Source organism: Herbaspirillum sp. GW103 (genome assembly GCF_000261365.1).
Lineage (GTDB): Bacteria > Pseudomonadota > Gammaproteobacteria > Burkholderiales > Burkholderiaceae_D > Herbaspirillum.
Map to the genome: position 1 here is coordinate 1083336 of NZ_AJVC01000004.1, position 22830 is coordinate 1106165.

General features: G+C 62.1%; 25 protein-coding genes. 7 read left to right on the forward strand and 18 right to left on the reverse strand.

Annotated features, from left to right (window positions below):
- Window positions 1-31 precede the first annotated feature (31 nt).
- The 16 genes from hisH to GWL_RS17080 form a co-directional block, all read right to left on the reverse strand.
- Window positions 32-670, reverse strand: coding sequence for an imidazole glycerol phosphate synthase subunit HisH (gene hisH / locus GWL_RS17005; RefSeq protein ID WP_008332450.1), 639 nt, complete (start codon window positions 668-670; stop codon window positions 32-34).
- A 63-nt stretch (window positions 671-733) separates the two neighbouring features.
- Window positions 734-1330 carry an imidazoleglycerol-phosphate dehydratase HisB gene (gene hisB / locus GWL_RS17010; RefSeq protein WP_008332457.1) on the reverse strand — a complete coding sequence of 199 codons (597 nt, stop codon included), beginning with the start codon at window positions 1328-1330 and terminating at the stop codon, window positions 734-736.
- 73 nt (window positions 1331-1403) lie between these two features.
- Window positions 1404-2510, reverse strand: a complete 1107-nt coding sequence (hisC, locus tag GWL_RS17015; protein ID WP_034351295.1) for a histidinol-phosphate transaminase — start codon at window positions 2508-2510, stop codon at window positions 1404-1406.
- Window positions 2491-3327 (reverse strand): site-specific DNA-methyltransferase, encoded by an 837-nt coding sequence (locus GWL_RS17020; protein WP_008332466.1) that lies wholly within the window; start codon window positions 3325-3327, stop codon window positions 2491-2493. The genes hisC and GWL_RS17020 overlap by 20 nt, the downstream gene beginning before the upstream one ends.
- Window position 3328: 1 nt before the next feature.
- The gene (hisD, locus tag GWL_RS17025) at window positions 3329-4645 is read right to left on the reverse strand and encodes a histidinol dehydrogenase (RefSeq protein WP_008332467.1); all 1317 of its coding nucleotides are present in this window, start codon (window positions 4643-4645) and stop codon (window positions 3329-3331) included.
- Between the two features lie 40 nt (window positions 4646-4685).
- Window positions 4686-5336, reverse strand: coding sequence for an ATP phosphoribosyltransferase (hisG, locus tag GWL_RS17030; protein WP_008332468.1), 651 nt, complete (start codon window positions 5334-5336; stop codon window positions 4686-4688).
- Window positions 5337-5361: 25 nt separating this feature from the next.
- The gene (gene murA, locus GWL_RS17035) at window positions 5362-6618 is read right to left on the reverse strand and encodes a UDP-N-acetylglucosamine 1-carboxyvinyltransferase (protein ID WP_008332469.1); all 1257 of its coding nucleotides are present in this window, start codon (window positions 6616-6618) and stop codon (window positions 5362-5364) included.
- 9 nt (window positions 6619-6627) lie between these two features.
- Window positions 6628-6864 carry a BolA family protein gene (locus GWL_RS17040; protein WP_008332475.1) on the reverse strand — a complete coding sequence of 79 codons (237 nt, stop codon included), beginning with the start codon at window positions 6862-6864 and terminating at the stop codon, window positions 6628-6630.
- Window positions 6865-6911: 47 nt separating this feature from the next.
- Window positions 6912-7676, reverse strand: a complete 765-nt coding sequence (locus tag GWL_RS17045) for an ABC transporter permease (protein ID WP_008332476.1) — start codon at window positions 7674-7676, stop codon at window positions 6912-6914.
- A complete protein-coding gene (locus GWL_RS17050; protein ID WP_008332478.1) occupies window positions 7673-8584 on the reverse strand; it encodes an ABC transporter ATP-binding protein in 912 nt (303 codons plus the stop codon). Before GWL_RS17050 ends, GWL_RS17045 begins: the two co-directional genes overlap by 4 nt.
- Window positions 8585-8925: 341 nt before the next feature.
- Window positions 8926-9219, reverse strand: a complete 294-nt coding sequence (locus tag GWL_RS17055; RefSeq protein WP_008332479.1) for an STAS domain-containing protein — start codon at window positions 9217-9219, stop codon at window positions 8926-8928.
- A 57-nt stretch (window positions 9220-9276) separates the two neighbouring features.
- Window positions 9277-9912 (reverse strand): phospholipid-binding protein MlaC, encoded by a 636-nt coding sequence (locus tag GWL_RS17060; RefSeq protein WP_008332480.1) that lies wholly within the window; start codon window positions 9910-9912, stop codon window positions 9277-9279.
- Between the two features lie 267 nt (window positions 9913-10179).
- Window positions 10180-10917 carry a VacJ family lipoprotein gene (locus GWL_RS17065; RefSeq protein WP_034351103.1) on the reverse strand — a complete coding sequence of 246 codons (738 nt, stop codon included), beginning with the start codon at window positions 10915-10917 and terminating at the stop codon, window positions 10180-10182.
- A 5-nt stretch (window positions 10918-10922) separates the two neighbouring features.
- Window positions 10923-11399 (reverse strand): outer membrane lipid asymmetry maintenance protein MlaD, encoded by a 477-nt coding sequence (gene mlaD, locus GWL_RS17070; protein WP_034351105.1) that lies wholly within the window; start codon window positions 11397-11399, stop codon window positions 10923-10925.
- A gap of 74 nt (window positions 11400-11473) precedes the next feature.
- The gene (gene mlaE / locus GWL_RS17075) at window positions 11474-12253 is read right to left on the reverse strand and encodes a lipid asymmetry maintenance ABC transporter permease subunit MlaE (RefSeq protein ID WP_008332483.1); all 780 of its coding nucleotides are present in this window, start codon (window positions 12251-12253) and stop codon (window positions 11474-11476) included.
- Window positions 12250-13053: an ABC transporter ATP-binding protein gene (locus tag GWL_RS17080; RefSeq protein WP_008332484.1), complete on the reverse strand. Its 804-nt coding sequence runs from the start codon at window positions 13051-13053 to the stop codon at window positions 12250-12252. Before GWL_RS17080 ends, mlaE begins: the two co-directional genes overlap by 4 nt.
- 409 nt (window positions 13054-13462) lie before the next feature.
- Between GWL_RS17080 and ychF the strand changes: the two genes are divergently transcribed.
- Window positions 13463-14554, forward strand: a complete 1092-nt coding sequence (gene ychF, locus GWL_RS17085) for a redox-regulated ATPase YchF (RefSeq protein WP_008332485.1) — start codon at window positions 13463-13465, stop codon at window positions 14552-14554.
- A 189-nt stretch (window positions 14555-14743) separates the two neighbouring features.
- Here the strand turns inward: ychF and GWL_RS17090 are convergent, their stop codons facing one another.
- Together GWL_RS17090 and GWL_RS17095 are read right to left on the reverse strand one after the other, a co-directional pair.
- On the reverse strand, window positions 14744-15301 hold the full coding sequence (locus GWL_RS17090; RefSeq protein WP_008332487.1) for a hypothetical protein: 558 nt from the start codon (window positions 15299-15301) through the stop codon (window positions 14744-14746).
- Between the two features lie 381 nt (window positions 15302-15682).
- The gene (locus GWL_RS17095) at window positions 15683-16600 is read right to left on the reverse strand and encodes a LysR family transcriptional regulator (protein WP_008332496.1); all 918 of its coding nucleotides are present in this window, start codon (window positions 16598-16600) and stop codon (window positions 15683-15685) included.
- Between the two features lie 129 nt (window positions 16601-16729).
- Here GWL_RS17095 and GWL_RS17100 point away from each other — a divergent pair, with 129 nt between their 5' ends.
- The 6 genes from GWL_RS17100 to GWL_RS17125 all read left to right on the forward strand — a co-directional run bounded on the left by GWL_RS17100 (window position 16730) and on the right by GWL_RS17125 (window position 22574).
- Window positions 16730-17488 carry a 5-oxoprolinase subunit PxpA gene (locus GWL_RS17100; RefSeq protein ID WP_008332499.1) on the forward strand — a complete coding sequence of 253 codons (759 nt, stop codon included), beginning with the start codon at window positions 16730-16732 and terminating at the stop codon, window positions 17486-17488.
- 33 nt (window positions 17489-17521) lie between these two features.
- Window positions 17522-17770 carry an acetyl-CoA carboxylase gene (locus GWL_RS17105; RefSeq protein WP_008332510.1) on the forward strand — a complete coding sequence of 83 codons (249 nt, stop codon included), beginning with the start codon at window positions 17522-17524 and terminating at the stop codon, window positions 17768-17770.
- 9 nt (window positions 17771-17779) lie between these two features.
- The gene (locus GWL_RS17110) at window positions 17780-19168 is read left to right on the forward strand and encodes an acetyl-CoA carboxylase biotin carboxylase subunit (RefSeq protein WP_008332520.1); all 1389 of its coding nucleotides are present in this window, start codon (window positions 17780-17782) and stop codon (window positions 19166-19168) included.
- 1 nt (window position 19169) lies between these two features.
- Complete coding sequence (locus tag GWL_RS17115) at window positions 19170-20069, forward strand: allophanate hydrolase subunit 1 (protein ID WP_008332522.1); 900 nt, start codon at window positions 19170-19172, stop codon at window positions 20067-20069.
- Window positions 20059-21036, forward strand: coding sequence for a biotin-dependent carboxyltransferase family protein (locus GWL_RS17120; RefSeq protein ID WP_008332524.1), 978 nt, complete (start codon window positions 20059-20061; stop codon window positions 21034-21036). The genes GWL_RS17115 and GWL_RS17120 overlap by 11 nt, the downstream gene beginning before the upstream one ends.
- Window positions 21037-21242: 206 nt before the next feature.
- Window positions 21243-22574 carry a cytosine permease gene (locus GWL_RS17125; RefSeq protein ID WP_008332526.1) on the forward strand — a complete coding sequence of 444 codons (1332 nt, stop codon included), beginning with the start codon at window positions 21243-21245 and terminating at the stop codon, window positions 22572-22574.
- Window positions 22575-22830: the final 256 nt, after the last annotated feature.

The window sequence follows — 22830 nt, forward strand, 5'->3', positions numbered from 1 at the left end:
GCGGCGAAGTTCTTGCCGGAAAGGCAAAAAATCAAGGTTTCCAGTGTACGAAATTCCGATACAGCTGCAAACCCGCCGAAGCACTTTTTTCCGGATGGAACTGGGTTGCAAAGATATTATCGCGGGCCACGGCACAAGCGAAGTCACGGCCATAGGGAGTTTGGCCAACGATCTGCGACGTTTCGGCCGGGACGGCGTAATAGCTGTGGACAAAATAGAAGAAGGCGTTATCGGCGATGCCTTCCCACAAGGGGTGGGCGCTGGTCTGGTGCACATGGTTCCAGCCCATCTGCGGCACCTTGAACAGCGATCCATCGTCCTGGCGCACGCCTTCGAGCTCGAAGCGCACCACCTTGCCGGGCAGCAGGCCCAGGCCTGGGGTGTCGCCTTCTTCACTCCAGTCGAACAGCATCTGCTCGCCCACGCACACGCCGAACAGCGGCTTGGTGCGGGAGGCTTCGAGCACGGCATCCTGCACGCCGGATTCGCGCAGGCTGCGCATGCAATCGGGCATGGCACCCTGGCCGGGCAGGACCACGCGGTCGGCGGCGCGGATATCGGCGACCTCGCCGGAGATGCGCACGTCGGCTTCAGGCGCGACATGGCGCAGCGCCTGCGCCACCGAGCGCAGGTTGCCCATGCCGTAATCGACTACAACAATTTTATTCATGGCGACATTGAACGGTGCTCACGCACCGGGAAACCCAGATGATGTTTAGCGATACCCTGCGATTTACAGGCTGCCCTTGGTGGACGGAATCGTACCAGCAGCGCGCGCATCGAGTTCGACGGCCATGCGCAGCGCGCGGCCGAAGGCCTTGAACACGGTCTCGGCCTGGTGGTGGGCATTCACGCCACGCAGGTTGTCCACGTGCAGGGTCACCTGCGCATGGTTGACGAAACCATGGAAGAACTCGCTGGTCAGGTCCACATCGAAGGAACCGATCATCGAGCGGGTAAAGGGAATGTGGTATTCCAGGCCGGGACGGCCGGAGAAGTCGATCACCACGCGCGAGAGGGCTTCATCCAGCGGCACGTAGGCATGGCCGTAGCGGCGGATGCCCTTCTTGTCGCCGATGGCCTTGGCAAAGGCCATGCCCAGGGTGATGCCCACGTCTTCCACCGTATGGTGCGCGTCGATGTGCAGATCGCCCTTGGCGTGGATATCCAGGTCGATCAGGCCGTGGCGGGCGATCTGGTCCAGCATGTGATCCAGGAAGGGGACGCCGGTATCCAGCTTCTGCTGGCCGGTGCCATCCAGGTTGATCGCAACGCGGATCTGCGTCTCGTTGGTGTTGCGGACGACTTCCGCGGTTCTCGGTGTAGACATGGTTGGGGTCAGACGGTGTTCTATCGTTGGGTAATGCTTGATGCCGGCTTGCCTGGGCGGGAGCCTGAATCCTTCAGTGCTCTCGCAGTGCTTCTTTCAGGGCCGTCAGAAAAATGCGGTTTTCTTCATCTGAACTGACGGTAATACGCAAACAGTTTCGCAGCAATACGTGCATTCTACCGGCATTTTTGACAAGTACCCTGCGCGCCAGCAATGCAGCGCTGACTTTATCGGCATCCGGGACGCGGATCAGGATGAAATTGGCCGCCGAGGCAAACACCTCCACCCCTTCCAGCGCCGCCAGCCGCGCTGCCAGTGCGCCGCGCGCCTCACGCAGTTGTGCCGCCTGCGCCTCCAGCACCGGCAGGTGCTCCAGCACCAACAGCGCCGCCGCCTCGGTCAGCACGTTGACGTTGTAGGGCGGGCGCACCTTGTCCAATTCACGCAACAGGGCCGGGGCCGCCGACAGGTAGCCCAGGCGGATGCCTGCCAGGCCCAGCTTGGAGACGGTGCGCATGACGATCAGGTTGTTGTGCTGCGGCAATGCGGGCATCAGCGTCGAGACGGCAAAGGGTTGATAGGCTTCGTCCACCACCACCAGGCCGTAGGGCGCGGCGGCTTCGATGATGCGCAACACCTCGGCCATCGGATAGAGCGTGCCGGTCGGATTGTTGGGATAGCCCAGCCAGGTGATGACGGGCTTGTGTTGCTCGATGGCGGCCAGCATGGCCGGCAAGTCCAGTGTCAGGTCCGCGCGCAGCGGCACGCCTACGTAGTCCAGGCCAGCCATCTTGGCCGAGATGCCGTACATGACGAAACCCGGCTCCGGCGCCAAGACGGTACGCCCCGGCATGGCACAGGCCACGCAGAGCATGGTGATGAGCTCATCCGAACCATTGCCCAGCAGGACGTCATATCCCTCGGGCACACCCAGCTGTGCGCAGATCGCCGCCTTCAGGCGCGTATAGGACGGCACCGGATAACGGTTCAACGCCAGTGCCGCCAGTCGCTGCGCCAGTTCGTCACGCAAGGCCGGCGGCAGCAGGTAGGGATTTTCCATGGCATCGAGCTTGACCATCCCTTCGGCCGAGGGCACGTGATAGGACTGCCAACCGCGCACCAGCGGGCGGATCACGTTGGCCACCAGGTCGTCCACGGTCTCAGGCTTGGAGGGATTCATCATCTAGGCTCGCAGGCGCCGGCGCATCGAGAGCGTCGAGACGCTGGCGGATCAGTTCGCAATAATCGGGATTGAGTTCAAAGCCGGTGAAGTGGCGTCCGCAACGGCGTGCTGCCACGGCCGTGGTGCCGCTGCCCATGAAGGGATCGAGCACCACGCCGCCGGGCGGGCATGAGGCTTTGACCATGCGCTCCACCACTTCCAGGGGTTTTTGCGTGGGATGGTCGGCGCGCTCCTTGTGCTCGCGGTGCAATCGCGAGACGCTCCACACATCCTTGGGGTTGTAGCCCATTTCCAGCCACTTGGCCCCGACGAAGATGGAGCGTGAACGCGCCTTCTTGGTCTGGGCATCGTAGGGAATGCGGATGGCATCGAGATCAAAGAAATAATCCTTGGCCCGCGCGAAGAAACCGATGGTGTCATGCACCGACGAATAACGCCGGGTGCTGCCGCCCATGGAGGGCACGCGACGATCCCAGATGATCTCGTTGATCATGGTCATGCGCTGCTTCAACATCACGAAGATCTCCGGCGAATTGCGCCAGGTCAGGAAGATGTAGAGGCTGCCATTGGGCTTCAGCTTGGGCAGCGCGGCATCGACCCACTGCTCGGTCCAGGCCAGGTAGGCAGCGGTATCGAGCTTGTCGGAATCATTGCCGTAATCCTTGCCCAGTCCGTAGGGAGGATCGGCGATCATCAGATCGACGCTGCCATCGGGAACCCGCGCCAGGCCGGCAGCGACCGAGAGCGCATCCTCGCAAAATACGCGGTCCAGCCAGCCGGCGCCTGCAAGGGAGTCGGTGGCGGAGGTCATCATCTCACTTCTTGAGCCGCAATTCGGCCGAGCGGGCGTGGGCCTGCAGACCCTCGCCATAAGCCAGTTCAGCGGCAATCCTGCCCAGCGTCTGCGCGCCCTCTTCCGACACGCGGATGATGCTGGAACGCTTCTGGAAGTCATACACGCCCAGCGGCGAGGAGAAACGCGCCGTACGCGAAGTCGGCAGCACGTGATTGGGACCGGCGCAATAATCACCCAGCGATTCGGACGAGAAACGGCCCAGGAACATGGCCCCGGCGTGACGGATCTGGTCGGCCCACTGCTGCGGTTCCTGCGCGGAAATCTCCAGGTGCTCGGCGGCGATCATGTTGGCGATCTCGCAGGCTTCCTCCATGTCGCGCACCTTGACCAGGGCGCCACGGTCGGTCAGCGAAGTACGGATCACGTCCTTGCGCGGCATGTCTTCCAGCAGGCGATTGATCGAGGCTTCGACCTTGGCGATGTAGTCCGCATCCGGGCACAGCAGGATGGATTGCGCCAGTTCATCGTGCTCGGCTTGCGAAAACAGGTCCATGGCGATCCAGTCCGGATCGGTGGCACCGTCACAGATGACCAGAATCTCGGAGGGACCTGCGATCATGTCGATCCCCACCACGCCGAACACGCGGCGCTTGGCAGCAGCAACGTAGGCATTGCCCGGCCCGACGATCTTGTCCACCTGCGGAATGGTGGCGGTGCCATAGGCCAGCGCGCCCACGGCTTGCGCACCACCGATGGTGAAGACGCGGTCCACGCCGGCAATGGCAGCGGCGGCCAGCACCAGTTCATTCTTTACGCCATCGGGCGTGGGCACGACCATGATGACTTCCTGCACACCGGCCACCTTGGCCGGAATCGCATTCATCAGCACCGATGACGGATAAGCTGCCTTGCCGCCAGGCACGTAGATACCCACGCGATCCAGCGGCGTGACCTTCTGGCCCAGTTCGGTACCATCGGCTTCGCGATAGAGGAAACCATCGGAGCCGCATTCCTTCTTCTGGCGCTCATGATAGGCGCGCACGCGGTCGGCGGCGGTCTGCAGCGCATGGCGGCGTGCCTCGGGCAACCCGGCCAGTGCAGCTTGCAGCGCATCCTTGCCGATCTCCAGAGCGGCCACGGAAGTGGCCTGCAGGCGGTCGAAACGCTGGGTATATTCCAGCACGGCGGCGTCACCGCGCGCCTTCACGTCGGCCAGGATGGTGGCCGCAGCGCGGTCGATGGCTTCGTCCTCGCTGGCTTCGAAGGCCAGCACGGCCGACAGCTTGTCACGGAAGCCGGCATCGGCGGAATCGAGTTTTCGGATGGCAATGCTCATGGTCTCACCTGCTCTGCGAGGATGTCTGGGGTCGTGGGAATTACTTGGCCTTGGAAGCCTTCTCGAAGGCATCGAGAATCGGCTGCAGGCGCTCGCGCTTCAACTTCAGCGCGGCCTGGTTCACCACCAGGCGCGAGGAGATATCGATGATGTGCTCGACTTCCACCAGCTTGTTGGCACGCAGCGTACCGCCAGTGCTGACCAGGTCGACGATGGCATCCGACAGGCCCACCAGCGGGCCCAGTTCCATCGAGCCATACAGCTTGATCAGGTCGACGTGCACACCCTTGGCAGCGAAGTGCTCGCGCGCGGTATTGACGTACTTGGTCACCACGCGTAGGCGCGCACCCTGGCGCACTGCGTTGGCGTAGTCGAAACCTTCCTGCACCGCCACCGACAGGCGGCACTTGGCGATGTTCAGGTCGATGGGCTGGTACAGGCCTTCACCGCCGTGTTCCATCAGCACGTCCTTGCCGGCCACGCCGAAGTCGGCCGCGCCGTATTGCACGTAGGTCGGCACGTCCGAGGCGCGCACGATGATCACGCGCACGTCGGGGTCATTGGTCGGCAGGATCAGCTTGCGCGAGGATTCCGGATCCTCGGCCACGGTGATGCCGGCGGCTTTGAGCAGCGGCAGGGTCTCTTCGAAAATACGGCCCTTGGAGAGCGCCAGCGTCAGTTGTTGGGTCATGATGGTGTACTTTTTGTGGAATCCGTCAAACTTGCTTGATGCGCTCGATATCGGCGCCGATGGCCGACAGCTTGGCTTCCATGCGGTCATAGCCACGGTCGAGGTGATAAATGCGCTCCACCACCGTCTCGCCCTGCGCCGCCAGGCCGGCGATGACCAGCGAGGCCGAGGCGCGCAGGTCGGTCGCCATCACGGGGGCGCCGAGGAATTTCTCGACCCCGGTGACGATGGCGGTATTGCCTTCCACATCGATGGCCGCGCCCAGGCGATTCAATTCCTGCACGTGCATGAAACGGTTCTCGAAGATGGTCTCGGTAACGTGGCTGGTGCCTTCGGCCAGGCAGTTCAAGGCCATGAACTGCGCCTGCATGTCGGTCGGGAAGCCCGGATATTCAGTCGTACGGAAGCTCACCGCCTTGGGACGGCGCGCCATCTGGATACGGATCCAGTCCTCGCCCGAAGTGAGGATGGCGCCGGCTTCGCGCAGCTTGTCCAGCGCAGCATCGAGCAGGCCGGCACGGGTACGGTGCAGGGTAACGTCGCCACCGGTGGCCGCAACGGCGCACAGGAAGGTGCCGGTCTCGATGCGGTCGGCGATGACCTCATGCTCGGCACCGTGCAGCTTATCCACACCCTGGATCACCAGGCGATCCGTGCCGATGCCCTCGATCTTCGCGCCCATCTTCACCAACAGATTGGCCAGGTCACCCACTTCAGGTTCGCGCGCAGCGTTTTCCAGCACGGTCTCGCCATCGGCCAGGGCGGCAGCCATCAAGAGGTTCTCGGTACCGGTCACGGTGATCATGTCGGTGACGATGCGCGCCCCTTTCAGGCGCTTGGCCTTGGCATGGATGTATCCGGCCTCGATATGAATTTCCGCGCCCATCGCCTGCAGTCCTTTGATGTGCTGGTCGACCGGACGTGAACCAATGGCACAACCGCCGGGCAGCGACACCTTGGCCTGCCCGAAGCGCGCCAGCAAGGGGCCCAGCACCAGGATCGAGGCACGCATGGTCTTGACCAGCTCATAGGGCGCTTCGGGGCGGGTGATGTCATTGCCGTTCAAGACCAGCTGCTCGCCGTTCTCGCGTACGCGCAAGCCCATCTGCGTCATCAGCCTGGTGATGGTGGACACATCCTGCAGATGGGGCACATTGGAAAGCACCAGGTCGCCATCGGTCAGCAGGCCCGCGCACAGGATAGGCAGCGCGGCATTCTTGGCACCGGAAATGGTGAGATCACCGGAGAGGCGCTTGCCGCCACGGATCAAAAGCTTGTCCATCGTGTTGCCTTATTTCTGGAATTCTTCGGGAGTCAGGGTCTTCATCGACAGCGCGTGAATTTCTTCGCGCATGCGGTCACCCAGCGCGGCATAGACCAGCTGGTGACGCTGGATCAGGCGCTTGCCGGCAAACGCCTCGGCGACGATAACGGCGGTGAAGTGCTGGCCATCGCCCTCCACTTCGAGGTGCTGGCACTCCAGGCCGGCGGCGATGTAGCTTTTGACGAGTTCAGGTGTGGGTAGCATGTTGAGGCTCTTCACGGGAATGGGGGAGATGGCGGGGCGCAGGGTGTTCAATGCGAACCTGCCCGCAGCTTGTAGCCGCTCTTGAGCATGCGCACGGCCAGGGTAGACAGCGCCACGAAGAACACGGCGACGATACCGAGGCTGGTCATGGGGGGAATGTCGGACTGGCCGAAGAAGCCATAACGAAAGCCGTCGATCATATAAAAAAACGGGTTGAAATGCGATACCGCCTGCCAGAACGGAGGCAGCGAGTGTATCGAATAGAACACGCCGGCCAGGAAGGTCAGCGGCACGATCAGGAAATTCTGGAACGCCGCCAGCTGGTCGAACTTCTCGGCCCAGATGCCCGCGATCAGCCCCATGGTGCCCAGGATGCCTGCGCCCAGCAGGGCAAACACCAGGATCCACAGCGGCGCCACGAAGTCCAGGTGGCCGAACCACGCGGTCACCACGAACACGCCCGCGCCCACCATCAGGCCGCGCACCACGGCCGCCAGCACGTAGCCGCCGAACAGTTCCCAGTGCGACAAGGGCGTCAACAGCACGAACACCAGGTTGCCGGTGATCTTGGACTGGATCAGCGAAGAAGAACTGTTGGCAAAGGCATTCTGCAACACGCTCATCATCACCAGGCCCGGCACCAGGAAGCCGGTGTAGTTCACCCCCGGATAGACCTGCACGCGATCCTGCAGTACGTGGCCGAAGATCAGCAGGTACAGCAGGGCCGTGACGATGGGCGCGGTGATGGTCTGGGTGGCCACCTTCCAGAAACGCAGGATTTCCTTGTAGAACAGGGTACGGAAACCAATCATTTTTCATCTCCCATGATCTGGATGAAGACGTCTTCCAGGTCGGCCTGCTGCAACTGCAGATCGTCGATCTCCGCGCCCGAGGCGCGCAGCGTGGCCAGGATGGGTTCGACTTCCTTGTAGTCCGTCACGCGCAGCGTGAATTTATTGCCCGACAACAGCTCTTCCGGATGGGTGACCAGTGCCTTCAAGCCATCGGGCAGGCTGCCGCGCTTCAAGCGCAACAGCATCTGCGAACCGGAGATGCGGCGAATCAGGGCCTCGGTCGAATCCAGCGCCACCACACGGCCGAACTTCAACATGGCGATGCGATTGCACAAGGCCTGGGCTTCTTCCAGATAGTGCGTGGTCAGCACGATGGTATGCCCTTCGCGGTTCAGGCGTCCGATGAACTGCCACAGGGTCTGGCGCAATTCCACATCCACCCCGGCGGTCGGTTCGTCCAGCACGATCACGGGTGGCTTGTGTACCAGCGCCTGGGCCACCAGCACGCGCCGCTTCATGCCGCCGGACAGCGCGCGCATGTTGGTATCGGCCTTGTTGGTGAGGTCGAGGTTTTCCATGACCTCGTCGATCCACTTGTCGTTATTGGTCAGACCGAAATAGCCGGACTGCATGCGCAAGGTCTCGCGCACGGTGAAGAAGGGATCGAAGACCAGCTCCTGCGGCACCACGCCCAGGTTCATGCGGGCGCCGCGATAGTCGCTCACCACGTCATGCCCGTGAATGGTGACCGAGCCCGAATCGGCCCGGTTCAAGCCGGCAATGATGGAAATGAGCGTGGTCTTGCCGGCCCCGTTGGGACCGAGCAGACCGAAGAATTCACCTTCTTCGATCGCCAGGGATACGCCACCCAGCGCCTGCAGGGACTGGTAGCGCTTCTTGATGTCTGTGATTTGGAGAGCGGCCATTGCCTCGCCCGTTCAATACGTTACTTGCCAGAAAGAAATAAGGAGCCAGGAGTTCCACCGGGGAATCCGCTGTCCACCTCGCCCTGGCTGCGCCATGCTCTCCGCTGGGGAGGCAGGCTGTCGCAGCCATCTTGTCGTTGTGCCATGAAAAATAGCGCAGTGTTTCGGTGTTGCCGTCGGCATTGCCGACAGGCAGGAGATTGCCTGGACGGAAAGCTTATCCGCGGCCAAGGCTGCCGACGCGCCTGCAAAACCTTCGATTATAGGGGAATTCGATATTCGGGGCCGCCCCGGACGGGCTTCCCGGCGTCCGGGAGCCCGGACGACTGGGGAGAGCGCGATCAGTGATGTCGATCAGTCGCGGAAGTCGGCGCGCTGGCGCCTTGCAGCAAGGCGGTCACACCGTAGAGGTCGGCCAGGCTTTGCAAATTGGCGGGCAAGACCCCGAACTCCAGTGCCGCACCACGACCGGCTGCAGCGCGCCGCCAGGCCAGCAGGGTCGCCACCGCCGAGGAATCGACCACGACCACCTCGCTGACGTCGATGCTGGCCTGGCCGGCGGCGATGGCCGACAGGCCCTGGCGCAACACCGAGCTGGCATTGGTGAAGGTCAACGAGGCGCCGGGCTTGAACATGATGCGCTCTTTCGGATCAGGGGTCAGTGGTCGAGGGTCGGTCAGCAGTGACGGCGATTACTTCTTGCCGCGCGCGGCCAGTTGCTGGTTCTTGTCCGTCAGGGCCTTGATCAGACCGTCGATGCCGCCCTTGTTGATCTCGCTGGAGAAGGTACCGCGATAGGCTTCCACCAGCCAGGCGCCCAGCACGTTGACGTCATACAGCTTCCAGCCGTCGGCCTTCTTTTCCAGGCGATAGCTCAGCTGGATCGGCTCGCCACCGCGCGAGGAGATGACCTGCGAGTTCACTTCCACTTCGGTATCGGTCGGCGCAGCGCGCAGCGGCTTGAATTCGATCTTCTGGTCGCGCACCTGCGACAGCGCGCCGGCATAGGTGAACACCAGCAGGCTACGGAACTGGGTGATCAGCTGCTTTTGCTGCTCAGGCGTCGCCTGGCGCCAGTAGCGGCCGGCGGCCAGTTGGGTCATGCGCTCGAAATCCACGTAGGGCAGGATCTTCTGCTCCACCAGCTGCATGATGCGGGCGTTGTTGCCGGCCTGGATGTCCTTGTCGTTCCTGGCAGTATCCAGAACTTCGGAACTGATGCGCTTGACCAGCGCATCCGGGGCCTCCTGGGCCGATGCGGCGCCGGAGAAGGACAGCGCCGGAACGGCAAAGGCGGCGATGGCGAAAAGTTTGGTAAGCATCTTCATAAGTCGGTTTTCCATTCGAGTCGGCAGAAGGCGCCGGGGCTGCCCGGTGGCGTCGCGCTGTAAGGCGCGCCGACGGCAGCTGGCGTTGTCCTTCGAAACCCGCCCGGGAGCGGGGTTCCCGCGCCGTCACAGTTCGGCACGGATGTTACAGATTGCCCTGAGGGGAGACTGCACGAAAAGCGCAGATTGGGCAGTTCGGCCACATTTCAAGACCAAAGCGCCCCTGCGGGCGCCCCGGAGGTTACACCCGCGAGGCGATCCGGGCCATCAGGGCTTGATGGTTTCTTCCTTCTGCTCACTGCCACCGGAGGCACCGTTGATCTGGCTCTGGCGGCGTTGCAGGTAGGCATCGCGCACGAAGTCATACTTGTCCAGTGCGGCATCTTCCAGCAGGGTCGAGGCATCCAGCAGTTGGGCGCGACGGTCGACGATGCGGACCACCGCACCGACATTGCGCCAGCGGGTCGGACGCTTGTAGGTCCACAGGTCGCCGTACAGGTCCACCGGCATGCCGGCGGTGTCGCGCAGCGTGGAGGGACCGAAGAACGGCAGCACCACGTAGGGACCGGAGCCGACGCCCCACTTGCCCAGGGTCTGGCCGAAATCGGACTTCTCACGCGGCAGACGCGCTTCGGTCGCCACGTCCAGCACGCCACCCAGACCGAAGGTCGTGTTGATGGCCACACGCATGAAGGTCGAGACCCCCTGCTCGATGCGGCCCTGCAGCAGCTGGTTGATGGACGACCAGACATCGCCGATGTTGCCGAAGAAGTTGCCCACGCCGCGCTGGACCGGCGTCGGCACCACGGTGTCGTAGGCTTGCGCAGCCGGCTTCAGGGCCACCTTGTCGACCGTGTCGTTGAAGCTGAACATGGTGCGGTTGAAGCCTTCCAGCGGATCCTTGGGATTGTTGCTGGTGCTGGCACAGCCGGTCAGGGCGGCGGCAGCAAGGGCGAAGGCGCCGAGGCGGCCTGCATAAGCGGTGCTGATGGTTTTTTTATTCATTTGATTCATTTGGAATCATCCTTTCCCTCTGCCGCCTTGCTGTACAGGAACTGACCGATCAGGTTTTCCAGCACGATCGCGGATTGTGTCATCTTAATCGTATCGCCCGCAGCCAGGTTAGCAGTATCGCCGCCCGGCTCGATGCCGATGTATTGTTCACCCAACAGGCCCGAGGTCAGGATCTTGGCCGAGCTGTCCTTGGGGAATTTGTAGCCCTCGTCCATGTTCAGCGTGACCACGGCACGGAAGGTCTGGTCATCGAAACGGATCGAGTCCACCCGGCCCACCACCACGCCGGCACTCTTGACGGCCGCACGCGACTTGAGGCCGCCGATGTTGTCAAAATTGGCCTTGAGGGCATAGGTCTTCTGGCCAAAGGACATCGAGCTCATGTTGCCCACCTTGAGCGCCAGGAACGCCAGTGCCGCCACACCGGCCAGCACGAAGATTCCCACCCAGGCATCCAGAGATTTACGTTGCATATTCAACCCTTTTTCTACCCTTTTATTCACATCATTGCGCCCTCACCGGGCGCCAGTCCAAGTACTGTGGCCGCTCAGCTGAACATCAGTGCAGTCAGCAGGAAATCCAGGCCCAGTACGGTGAGCGAGGCGATCACCACGGTCCGGGTGGTGGCGCGGGCCACGCCTTCGGGCGTCGGCTGGGCTTCATATCCCTGGAACAATGCCACGAAGGTCACGGCCACGCCGAAGACGATGCTCTTCAACACGCCATTGGCGATATCGTTCCACACATCCACCCCGCCCTGCATCTGCGACCAGAACGCGCCCTCATCCACACCGATGAGCAGCACGCCGACCACATAGCCCCCCAGCACACCGACGGCGCTGAAGATGGCCGCCAGCACCGGCATGGCGATCACGCCGGCCCAGAAACGGGGCGCCACCACGCGTTGCAGCGGGTTCACGGCCATCATTTCCATGGCCGACAACTGTTCACCGGCCTTCATCAGACCGATTTCGGCGGTCAGCGAGGTCCCGGCGCGCCCGGCGAAGAGCAGGGCCGTGACCACCGGGCCCAGCTCACGGGTCAGCGACAAGGCCACCAGCAGACCCAAGGCCTGCTCCGAACCATATTTATTGAGCGTGTAATACCCCTGCAGACCCAGCACGAACCCCACGAACAGGCCCGACACCGTAATGATCACCAGCGAATAGTTGCCGATGAAGTGGATCTGGTCGGTAATCAAGCGCGGACGGCGCAGCAGGCCCAGCGAGGCCCCCAGCATGTTGATGAACATGCGCGCGGCAAAACCCACGCCGACTGCGAACTCGCGCACGCTGCGGCCCAGACCGCCGAGCAGACGGACGATCATGCGCCACCTCCCAGGCCCAGGTCCTCGGCCAGCGAACGGCCCGGATAATGGAAGGGCACCGGACCATCGGCCTCGGCGTGGACAAATTGCTTCACATAGGGATCGGTGGATTCACGCATCTGTTGCGGCGTTCCCTGGGCCACGATCTTGCCGGCCGACAGGAAATACACATAGTCGGCAATGGCAAAGGATTCATTGACATCGTGCGACACCAGGATCGAGGTCGACCCCAGGGCATCGTTGAGGCGGCGGATCAGGTTGGCCGTCACGCCCATGGAAATCGGATCGAGCCCGGCGAAGGGTTCGTCATACATGATCAGCGCCGGGTCCAGAGCGATGGCCCGTGCCAGCGCCACACGGCGCGCCATGCCGCCGGAAATCTCGGCCGGCTTGAGGGCGGCGGCATTGCGCAGGCCCACGGCATTCAACTTCATGAGAACCAGGTCGCGGATGAGCGTTTCATCCAGGTCGGTATGCTCGCGCAACGGGAAGGCCACGTTGTCGAACACCGTCATGTCGGTAAAGAGCGCGCCGTTCTGGAACAGCATGCCCATCTTGCGGCGCAGCACATACAACTGCCGGGTCGCCAGCGAGGGCACGTTCTCGCCATCCACTTCCACCCTGCCCTGCTGAGGCTGCAACTGCCCGCCGATCAGGCGCAGGATGGTGGTCTTGCCGGATCCGGAACCGCCCATCACCGCCACCACCTTGCCGCGCGGGAAGTCCATCTGCAAACCGGTCAGGATGGGCCGGTCGCCATAACGGAAATGCAGATCGCGGATTTCGACGATGTTGGGCACGGGAGGCAAGGGGATTCTTTGAGGATTTGGGAAAACCGACATTGTAGAGCAAATTTTACAAATCGCTTTCAAGAAGGCAATACAGCCTGTAAATCACGGGCGCTGAAAACGCCTGTTCTTTACAAGTTACAGGCATGTTCACTACAAATAGGGACACTTTCCGACAACCAACTAGATGACGGATGAGTCATTTAAATATTGCACCGGCAAAAAAATTCTTATTGCGTGGTACATCTGCAACGGAATGGTGCATTGCAGACAATTTCCGAGATGCGAATCAAGACTCGCATGTTACCAGTGATGGCCGGATACCACAGCGCGTACGTGCGCTTCGATGCTGCGTTGCAAAGCTGGGGCTTGGGGCGTCGGGCTTGCTACAATGTCGGTTTTGCTTTCGGAAGAATCTGTCATGAGCCTCAAATGCGGCATCGTGGGTCTGCCCAACGTCGGTAAATCCACTCTTTTCAATGCGCTGACCAAGGCGGGCATCGCCGCCGAGAACTATCCGTTCTGCACCATCGAGCCCAACGTCGGCATCGTGGAAGTGCCAGATCCGCGCCTGAAGGCGCTGGCGGAGATCGTCAAGCCCGAGCGCATCCTGCCGGCCACGGTGGAATTCGTGGACATTGCGGGCCTGGTGGCGGGTGCCTCCAAGGGTGAAGGTTTGGGCAACCAGTTCCTGTCGCACATTCGCGAGACCGATGCCATTGTCAACGTGGTGCGTTGCTTTGAAGACCCGAACGTGATCCACGTAGCCGGTCGCGTGAGCCCGCTGGACGATATCGCCGTGATCCAGACCGAACTGGCGCTGGCCGACATGGGCACGGTCGAGAAGGCCATCCACCGCGAACAGAAGAAGGCCCGTTCCGGCGACAAGGATGCGGCCAAGCTGGTCGCGCTGCTGGAGCGCATCATGCCGGCGCTGGACGAAGCCAAGCCGGTGCGCGCGCTGGGTCTGGATGCCGAAGAGATGCTGCTGATCAAGCCCTTGTGCCTGATCACGGCCAAGCCGGCGATGTATGTGGCCAACGTGTCCGACAGCGGTTTCACCGACAACCCGCTGCTGGACCAGCTGACCGCCTACGCCCAGGAACAGAACGCCCCCATCGTGGCCATCTGCGCGGCCATCGAAGCCGAGATCGCCGATCTCGACGACGCCGACAAGGCCGACTTCCTGGCCGACATGGGCATGGAAGAGCCGGGCCTGGACCGTCTGATCCGTGCGGCCTTCAAGCTGCTGGGCCTGCAGACCTACTTCACGGCGGGCGTCAAGGAAGTACGCGCCTGGACCGTGCCGGTGGGTGCGACTGGCCCGCAAGCGGCTGGCGTGATTCACACCGACTTCGAACGCGGCTTCATCCGTGCGCAGACCATTGCCTTTGAGGACTTCATTGCCTTCAAGGGTGAGACCGGCGCAAAGGAAGCGGGCAAGATGCGCGCGGAAGGCAAGGAGTATGTGGTCAAGGATGGGGATGTGATGAATTTCTTGTTCAATGTCTGATTCAACTTAGCTGTTTCAAGCAATTTCATCACGTTGCAGAAATCGCCAAGAACTTAAATCCTCGTGAATACGGGGATTTTTTTTGCTGCCTTGGGTCAGGGAGCATCCGCATTGGCGGCAGGGGTGAAGCTTGCCAACAACACTTACAGGCGCCGGAGAATGAGTCGCATACGGCGCCTTCCGTGAGGCTCAGTCCGGGTTTGCGCGGATGCAGAGGTCATACTGCTTGGACAGATGGGCATTGGCTTCGGCAACGAAGGCCTCGGGCACGCTTTCTACAATGGACGATCGCCCCTGCTCCAGGGTAAATATGCCGAAATGGTTTGTTGAATCATTCATGAAATCGTAGATCAATAGATAATCCATGTCCGCCGTATCCTTGTAGCGGCAAACGTTTCTCAAAAACGGAAGACTCACCAAGAGGGTATAGACGCTGTAGGAGAAATCAAGGCTGCTGAATTGCCAGATGCCGGTTGCGGAATCGTAGTTCGACATGGTCAGGCCATAGCACTGCGATGATGCGCACCAGCCTTCAAGCGATTCCTTGACCGTTCGATCTCCGCGCTCAACTTCGCTGTATTCATTGACAAGGGCCTGCGTGATCTGAGGGTCGTAGTTGCCCTTGGTGTTCAGCCATTCGACCCAATCGTCGAAATCCGACGGTCGGCCGCCGTCGCTTTCCAGGTAATCGGCATACGCCTGCGGGCTCAACTTGACACGCATATAAAATGAAGGTGTATCGGACATGCTCTTCCTTTAGAAAATGAGTGGACTACTTCATGGCTGATGCCGGCGCGCGCAGATATGAATGATTCCAAGTAGGGCCACTTCTATCACTGCGTTCTCCGGCACGCCGTCATGAACGGGATTGTGGTCTGAACATGGGTCCACTTGGAATGGAAATTTTCGGAGAAAGTGCGCCAGTTCTAAAACAAATCAACAGCGCCTTGCATTGCGGTTCCAAGATACCGGCGGTCAATGATGCCGAGTCCGAATGTGGGCTGCGATCAAGCGCGTGTGGATGGTGGCCTCCCAGGAAGAAATTCTCTAAATCATTTCCGCTTGTCCACGACAAGTGCTGTGGACAATTCAACTGAAAGTGATTCTCCAATTATGAGAATCACTTTCTCACCTCCTCCCACTACTCAACTGCGGCGTCAAAAACGACTGCCTGAAATACTCCCGCACCGCCTCCATCGCCGGCGTAAATTTCACCCCCTTGCGCCAGGCCAGCCCCACATTCATGGCCGGCACGTGATCCATCAACAACACGGTCTCGATACGCAACCCCTCCAGCGACCACGGCCGATACACCAGGTCCGACAAAATCGCCACCCCCGAACCATTGGCCACCATGCTGCGCACCGCCTCGATGGAACTGGTGCGCATGATGATGTTGGGCTTGCGTCCGCTCTGGTTCCAGTAGCGCAGCGCGGTCTTGTCGGCCTCGTCCACCGTCAGCAGGATGAAGGGCTCATGGACCACCTCGGAGAGATTCACCACCGAGCGCTCCCCCAGCGGATGGCGCGCCGGTAGCCACAGCCGGCGCACCGAACCAAACAGCGTCTCGTAAGCGATCTCGCGATGGCGCAGGTTGGAAGTCAGCACCACCGCCATGTCGATGTCGCCCTCCACCAGGCTCTGCTCGATCTCGGCACGCTCCTTCTCATGCACATGCAGCTTGATCCCCGGATAGGACTGCGACAACCGCTGCAAATGGTGCGGCAAGAAATATCCCAGCACCGTGTAACTGGCCGCCACCCGCAAGCTGCCGCTGGCGGTGTTGTCCGGTAAGGGGCTCTTCATCGCATCGTCCACGCTGCGCAGAATCGAATACGCATGATTCAAAAAATGCCGCCCGCTGTCGGTGAGGATCATCCCCTGCGGTGAGCGGATGAACAGCGGGGCGCCCAGCATGGCCTCCAGTTCCTGGATGGCGCTGGTGACCGAGGATTGCGAAATGTGCAGATGAATTGCCGCCTGCGAAATCTGTCCCACTTCCGCAGTAGCAACGAAATAACGAATCTGCCGGAGGGTGATGGCCATGTTTGATGCCCTTCATAAGCTATCGGATTTTTCGATATCAAGCCCTCTGATAATACATCTGTCCAATACCGTGGCCGATTTCTATACTCATTTTCACGCGCTGATTCCGGCAGCGCAGGAGACCACGAGATGAGAACAATCGATCTGAATTCGGACATGGGCGAAGGCTTCGGCCCCTGGACCATCGGCGATGGCGTCGATGCGGCCATCATGCCCCTGATCAGTTCAGCCAACATCGCCACAGGCTTCCATGCAGGCGATCCCAATACCATGCGGCGCACGGTGGAACAGGCGCGGCAACACGGCGTGGCCATCGGTGCGCATCCGGGCTTCCGTGATCTGGTCGGCTTCGGCCGCCGTCACCTCAACGCCCCGGCCACCGAGCTGGTCAACGACATGCTCTACCAGCTCGGCGCCCTGCGCGAATTCGCCCGCCTCAACGGCATGACCTTGCAACACATCAAACCGCACGGCGCGCTCTACATGCACCTGGCCCGGGATGAAGAGGCCGCGCGCACCTTCGTGCAGACCCTGCGCCAGCTGGACCCGAACTTGCTTCTGTTCTGCATGCACGGCTCGGCCGTCTGGCGCGTGGCCCGGGAACTAGGACAATCCGTGGTCTGCGAGTTCTACGCCGACCGCGATTACGACAACAGCGGCTCCATCGTCTTCACCCGCTGGGTCGGTGCGCTCGATCCTGCGCAGGTGGCGGCCAAGGTGCTGCGGGCCTGCCGCGAAGGCGTGGTGCGCACGGTCGAAGGGCGCGATATTCCCATCGCCTTCGAATCCGTCTGTATCCACAGCGATACACCCGGTGCCCTCGCACTGGTGCAGGCCACGCGCAGGAGTCTCGAAGCCGCCGAAATAGCCATCGCCGCACCGCGCTGATCCATACCATTCATCACACGAAGGAGAAAAGTCATGGCAGTCCAAGAAGTGCACTCCCCTTTGCCCGGCACCTTCTATCGCCGGTCCAGCCCTGAGGCCCCACCCTATGCACAGGAAGGCGACCTCATCGAAGCCGGTGCCGTGATCGGCCTGATCGAAGTGATGAAACAATTTACGGAATTGCAGGCCGAGCACGGCGGCACGCTGCAGGCCTTCCACGTCGAGAACGGCGATCCGGTCGAACCCGGCCAACTGGTCGCCGTGATCGAGACGGCAGGCTGAGGCGGCACCATGAGCACGTCCATCACCAAACTCCTGATCGCCAATCGCGGCGAGATCGCCGTGCGCATCCTGCGGGCCGCGCAAGCGCTGGGTATCCCGACCGTGGCCGCCTGCAGCGAGGCCGATACCGATTCGATGGCCGCGCGCATGGCCGATGAAGTCCAGATCATCGGACCGGCGCGCGCCGACCGCAGCTATCTCAACGCAGATGCACTGCTGCAGGCCGCACGCGCGACCGGTGCCAATGCCATCCATCCCGGCTATGGCTTCCTCTCCGAGAACGCCGCCTTCGCGCAAGCGGTCACCGAGGCCGGGTTGATCTTCGTGGGACCGGATGCCGATACCATCCGCCGCATGGGCGACAAGGCCGAAGCGCGCCGTACTGCGGCCTCTGCCGGCGTGCCGGTGGTGCCGGGATCGCCGGGTGAACTCGATGATCTCACCGCCGCCCTGAGCTGTGCCGAACAGGTCGGCTATCCCCTGCTGATCAAGGCCTCGGCCGGCGGCGGTGGTCGCGGCATCCGCATGGCGCGCGATGCCAACGAACTGGCGCGCGAATTTCCGATTGCGCAGAGCGAAGCGCAGGCCGCTTTTGGATCAGGTGCGGTGTACCTGGAGCGCTTCATCCGCAGAGCGCGCCACATCGAAGTGCAGATCCTGGGCGATGGCCAGCGCGCCGTACACCTGTTCGAACGCGAATGCTCGCTGCAACGGCGCCGCCAGAAGGTCTTCGAAGAAGCGCCCTCGCCCGCACTCACGTCCGCACAGCGCCAAGCCCTCTGCGAGAGCGCGGTACGGCTGGCCGAACAGTTGCACTATCGCGGCGCCGGCACGCTGGAATATCTCTTCGATGACGAGAGCGGCGAGTTCTTCTTCATCGAGATGAATACGCGCATCCAGGTCGAACATCCCGTCACCGAAATGATCACCGGCATCGATCTGGTGCAGGCCATGCTGCGCATCGCGGGCGGCGAGCCGCTCGGTTTGCGGCAATCCGACATCCGCATGCAGGGCGCAGCAGTGGAAATGCGCATCAACGCCGAAGATCCGGAACGCAATTTCTTCCCCTGCCCAGGCACCGTGACGGACCTGCACTGGCCGCAAGGCGAATGCATCCGCGTGGAGAGCCATCTCTATGCCGGCTATCGCATTCCGCCGTATTACGATTCCCTGCTGGCCAAACTGGTGGTGCACGGCAAGGACCGGGCGCAGGCCATCGAACGCGCCCAGGCAGCGGTAGACGCCACGCGGATCAGCGGCATGGCCACCACCTTGCCGCTGCATCAGTGGCTGCTGGCCGATGCGCGCGTGCAGGCGGCGCGCTTCGATACCGGCGCGCTGGAAACCTGGCTGGCCGAACGCGCAGCTGCCCGCACCGCGCAACTTGAGGAGGCCTGAGATGAACAGCCCACAATCCCAGCCCTGCGCGCCCATCCGCTACAGCATCGCCGGTGACGAACACCTCTTTGCGGAAGTATCCGAATCGATGTCGCTGGAAGCCTTCTTCCGCGCCATGGCCATCACGCGCGCCGTGGAGCAACTGGCGCTGCCCGGCGTACTGGATGTCTGCCTGGCCAATGCCTCCTTCCAGATCCGCTTCAATCCTGACCTGATCCATCCGCTGGCTCTGCTGGAACAGGTCAAGGCGCTGGAAGCCAGCACTACCGCCGAGCGCCGCATCCAGACCCGCATCATCGAAGTGCCGGTGCTGTATGACGATCCCTGGACCAATGAAACCCAGGCGCGCTTCCGTGACCGCCACCAGGACCCGTCCTCCACCGACCTGCAATACGCGGCGCGCATCAATGGCTATGACGAGGTACAAGCCTTCATCGCGGCCCACTGCAGCACGCCCTGGTTCGTCTCCATGGTGGGTTTCGTGGCGGGGCTGCCCTTCATGTACCAGATGGTCGGGCAGGACAAGCAGTTGCAGGTGCCCAAGTACCTGCGTCCCCGTACCGACACGCCCAGGCTGACCCTCGGCCACGGCGGCTGCTTCGGCTGCATCTACTCGGTGCGCGGCGCTGGCGGTTACCAGATGTTCGGCGTCACGCCCGCGCCCATCTACGATCCGGCGCAGGGCCTGCCCTATCTGCAGGACTCGATGGTGTTCTTCCGTGCCGGTGACATCGTGCAGTTCAAGGCCATCGACCGTGCCGGGTATGACGCCGCCGTCGCGGCGGTCGAGGTCGGCCGCTTCGACCTGCGCATCCGCCCGGCCAGTTTCGATCTCGATGCCTTCCAGGCCGATCCGGCGGCCTGCATCCACGCTCTCAAGGAGGCCCTCCATGACGATTAAGGTGAAACAGCCCGGCCTGGCCACCACGGTGCAGGATGGCGGCCGCGAAGGCTACTACCACCTGGGCATCCCGCCCTCCGGTGCACTGGACCAGTACGCCCTGCGCAGCGCCAACCTGCTGGTGGGCAACCCCGCCACCAGCTCGGCCCTGGAATGCAGCCTCTTGGGGCCGCAACTGGAGTTCCAGTGCGATGCGCTGGTCGCCGTCACCGGCGCGCGCATGCAGCCGCGCCTCGATGGCAGCGACCGGCCACTCGATACCGCCTTCAAGGTGCGCAGCGGCCAGGTGCTCAGCTTCGACTACCCCAAGGCCGGCGCGCGCAGCTATCTCGCCATCGCCGGTGGCATCGACGTGCCGCTGGTACTGGAAAGCCGCGCCACCTATGCCCTGGGCGCACTCGGTGGATGGCATGGCCGCAAGCTGGCCAGGGACGACGAACTGCCGCTGGGGCGCGCGTCCGCGCAGGCCATCGAAGGGCGTGCCCTGCCGCTGTCGCTGGTGCCGGTATTCGACCGCGAAGCCGTGCTGCGCGTGGTACCGGGGCTGTATATACATCGCCTCACCGAGGACGCCGTGGAGCGTTTCTTTGCCGATACCTGGACCGTGGCCTCGGAAGCGGACCGCATCGGCTACCGCTTCAAGGGGGGCCAGCCCATGCAGTTCCGGCCGCGTGAACAGCCCTTCGGCGCCGGGTCGGATCCGTCCAACATCGTCGATGCCTGCTATCCCATCGGTTCGATCCAGATCCCCGGTGGTGTGGAGCCCATCGTGCTGTTGCGTGATGCCGTTTCCGGCGGCGGTTACGCCACCATAGGCACCGTCATCAGCGCCGACCTCGACCTGATCGGGCAACTGCAACCCAACCACAAGGCGCAGTTCGTGCGCGTGACACTGGAGCAGGCGCTGGAGGCCCGGCGCCAGTACCAGCAGCGCTTCCAGCGCCTGGGCAGTCTCCTGACCGACTGAGACCGGCACAGCCGCGCATCCCTCCGTTTGATTCCCGCCCCGGGCCGACGTGCAGTCGCCGCCCCGGGATGGGAGCAGCTTTGCCAGCGAGTTTTGCATACGCAATTCCGTTGGTATTTCGCTTCGGTTTTTTCGCTTTCGTTTTTCGCTCTCGCCTCTCATCCACCTCATTGAATCATCGCTTCAACGTCTCAGGAGAAACTGACATGGCCGGCTTATCACAAACGCAGAACAAGGAAATCGACCTCTCCACCTACAGCGTTCCCGCCAGTGCGCGCATGGGCAAACTCTCGCTGACGATGGCCTGGTGGGCCGTCTGTAGCGCCATCTTCTACATCGTCGTGGGAGCTTCGCTGGCGCTGACCTATGGCGCCCGCAACGCTCTGATCGGCATGGTGCTCTCGGCCATCAGCTACGGGCTCATCAATGCCTGCATCAGCCGCTATGCCATGCGCACCGGCCTGTCGGTGGCCTTGTTTTCGCGCATCCTGTTCGGACGGCTGGGCGCCTCGCTGGCCACGCTGATCTTCTTTTCCACCGCGATCTATTACGCCGTCTTCGAGGGCTCGGTGATCGCGGTGGCCCTGCATCATCTCTACCCGTCGCTGCTCTATCCGGTGGCCGCGCTCATCGTGGTGCTCTACAGCGTGCCGCTGGTCTTCGGCAGCGTGCAGCACTGGCTGGACAAGTTCAACGGCGTGCTGCTGCCGTTCTACCTGCTGGGCCTGCTGATGGCGCTGGTGCTGGCGGTGAGCCAGTACGGCTACCAGCCGCAGTGGCTGGACTTCGGCCCGGCCGCACCGCCGGCCGATGGCTGGTGGAGCTGCTTCACGTACTACATGGGCGTGTGGGTACTGATGATGTTCACCTTCGACTATGCCCGCTTCGGCAAGCCGGAAGATGCGACGTATCACGGCCGCTTCAATTTCGGCATGCCCTTCTACCTGGTCACCATCCTGCTCAATGGTGCAGCCGGCATCTACCTGGCCAGCAGCATTCCTCAGGATGGTCCGCTGTCTGAAGTGTCGGTGGTGATGGCCATCCTCAAGCTCATGGGATTCTGGGGATTGCTCTTCGTCTGGGTCACGCAGACGCGCATCAACACCGCCAACTACTATCTCGCCACGGTCAACATGCAGGCCTTCTTCGGCAACCTGCTGGGCCTGCACGCGTCGCGCCTGGTATGGGCGGTGGTGGTGGGTATCGTGGTGTATGCGCTGATGCTGGCCGACGTGTTTTCCTATCTGCTCAAGGCGCTGGCCTATCAGGGTGTGTTCGTGGTGGCATGGGTCGGGGTGGCACTGGCGCACATTCTCACCGCGGGCGACCATGGCACCGCTACCGATGGCGCAGCGGGTATCAACCGAGTCGGGCTGGGTGCCTGGTTCTGCGGTGTCGTGCTGGGTTTCGTGCTGATGGAGATGGCGGGCTTCTGGCTGTCACTGTCGGCACCGCTGACCTTCGTGGCATCGATGGGAGTGTATGCCTTGTTGCAGCAGCGGGACAGAGCAGACAAGACCTTGCAGACTGCCGACTGATCTGATGCAACCGACTTGCCAGGGCGCCACGGGGCGCCCGTTTTTCATGTGCGGTCTCGCATGACTGCGGCCTACCGGAACTCAAAAACTTTCGAGATCCGCAACGCATTATCGCCAACTTTCCCGAATTGCCCCATGGTCCGTCTTATCTCGCCAAAGCGATCTTGCTAGCCTCGGTCGCTTTGACAAGGATCAGGAGTTCGGCATGGCAATCATCGGTTTCATCGTCATGGGCGACCGCAGCTCGCACGGCGGG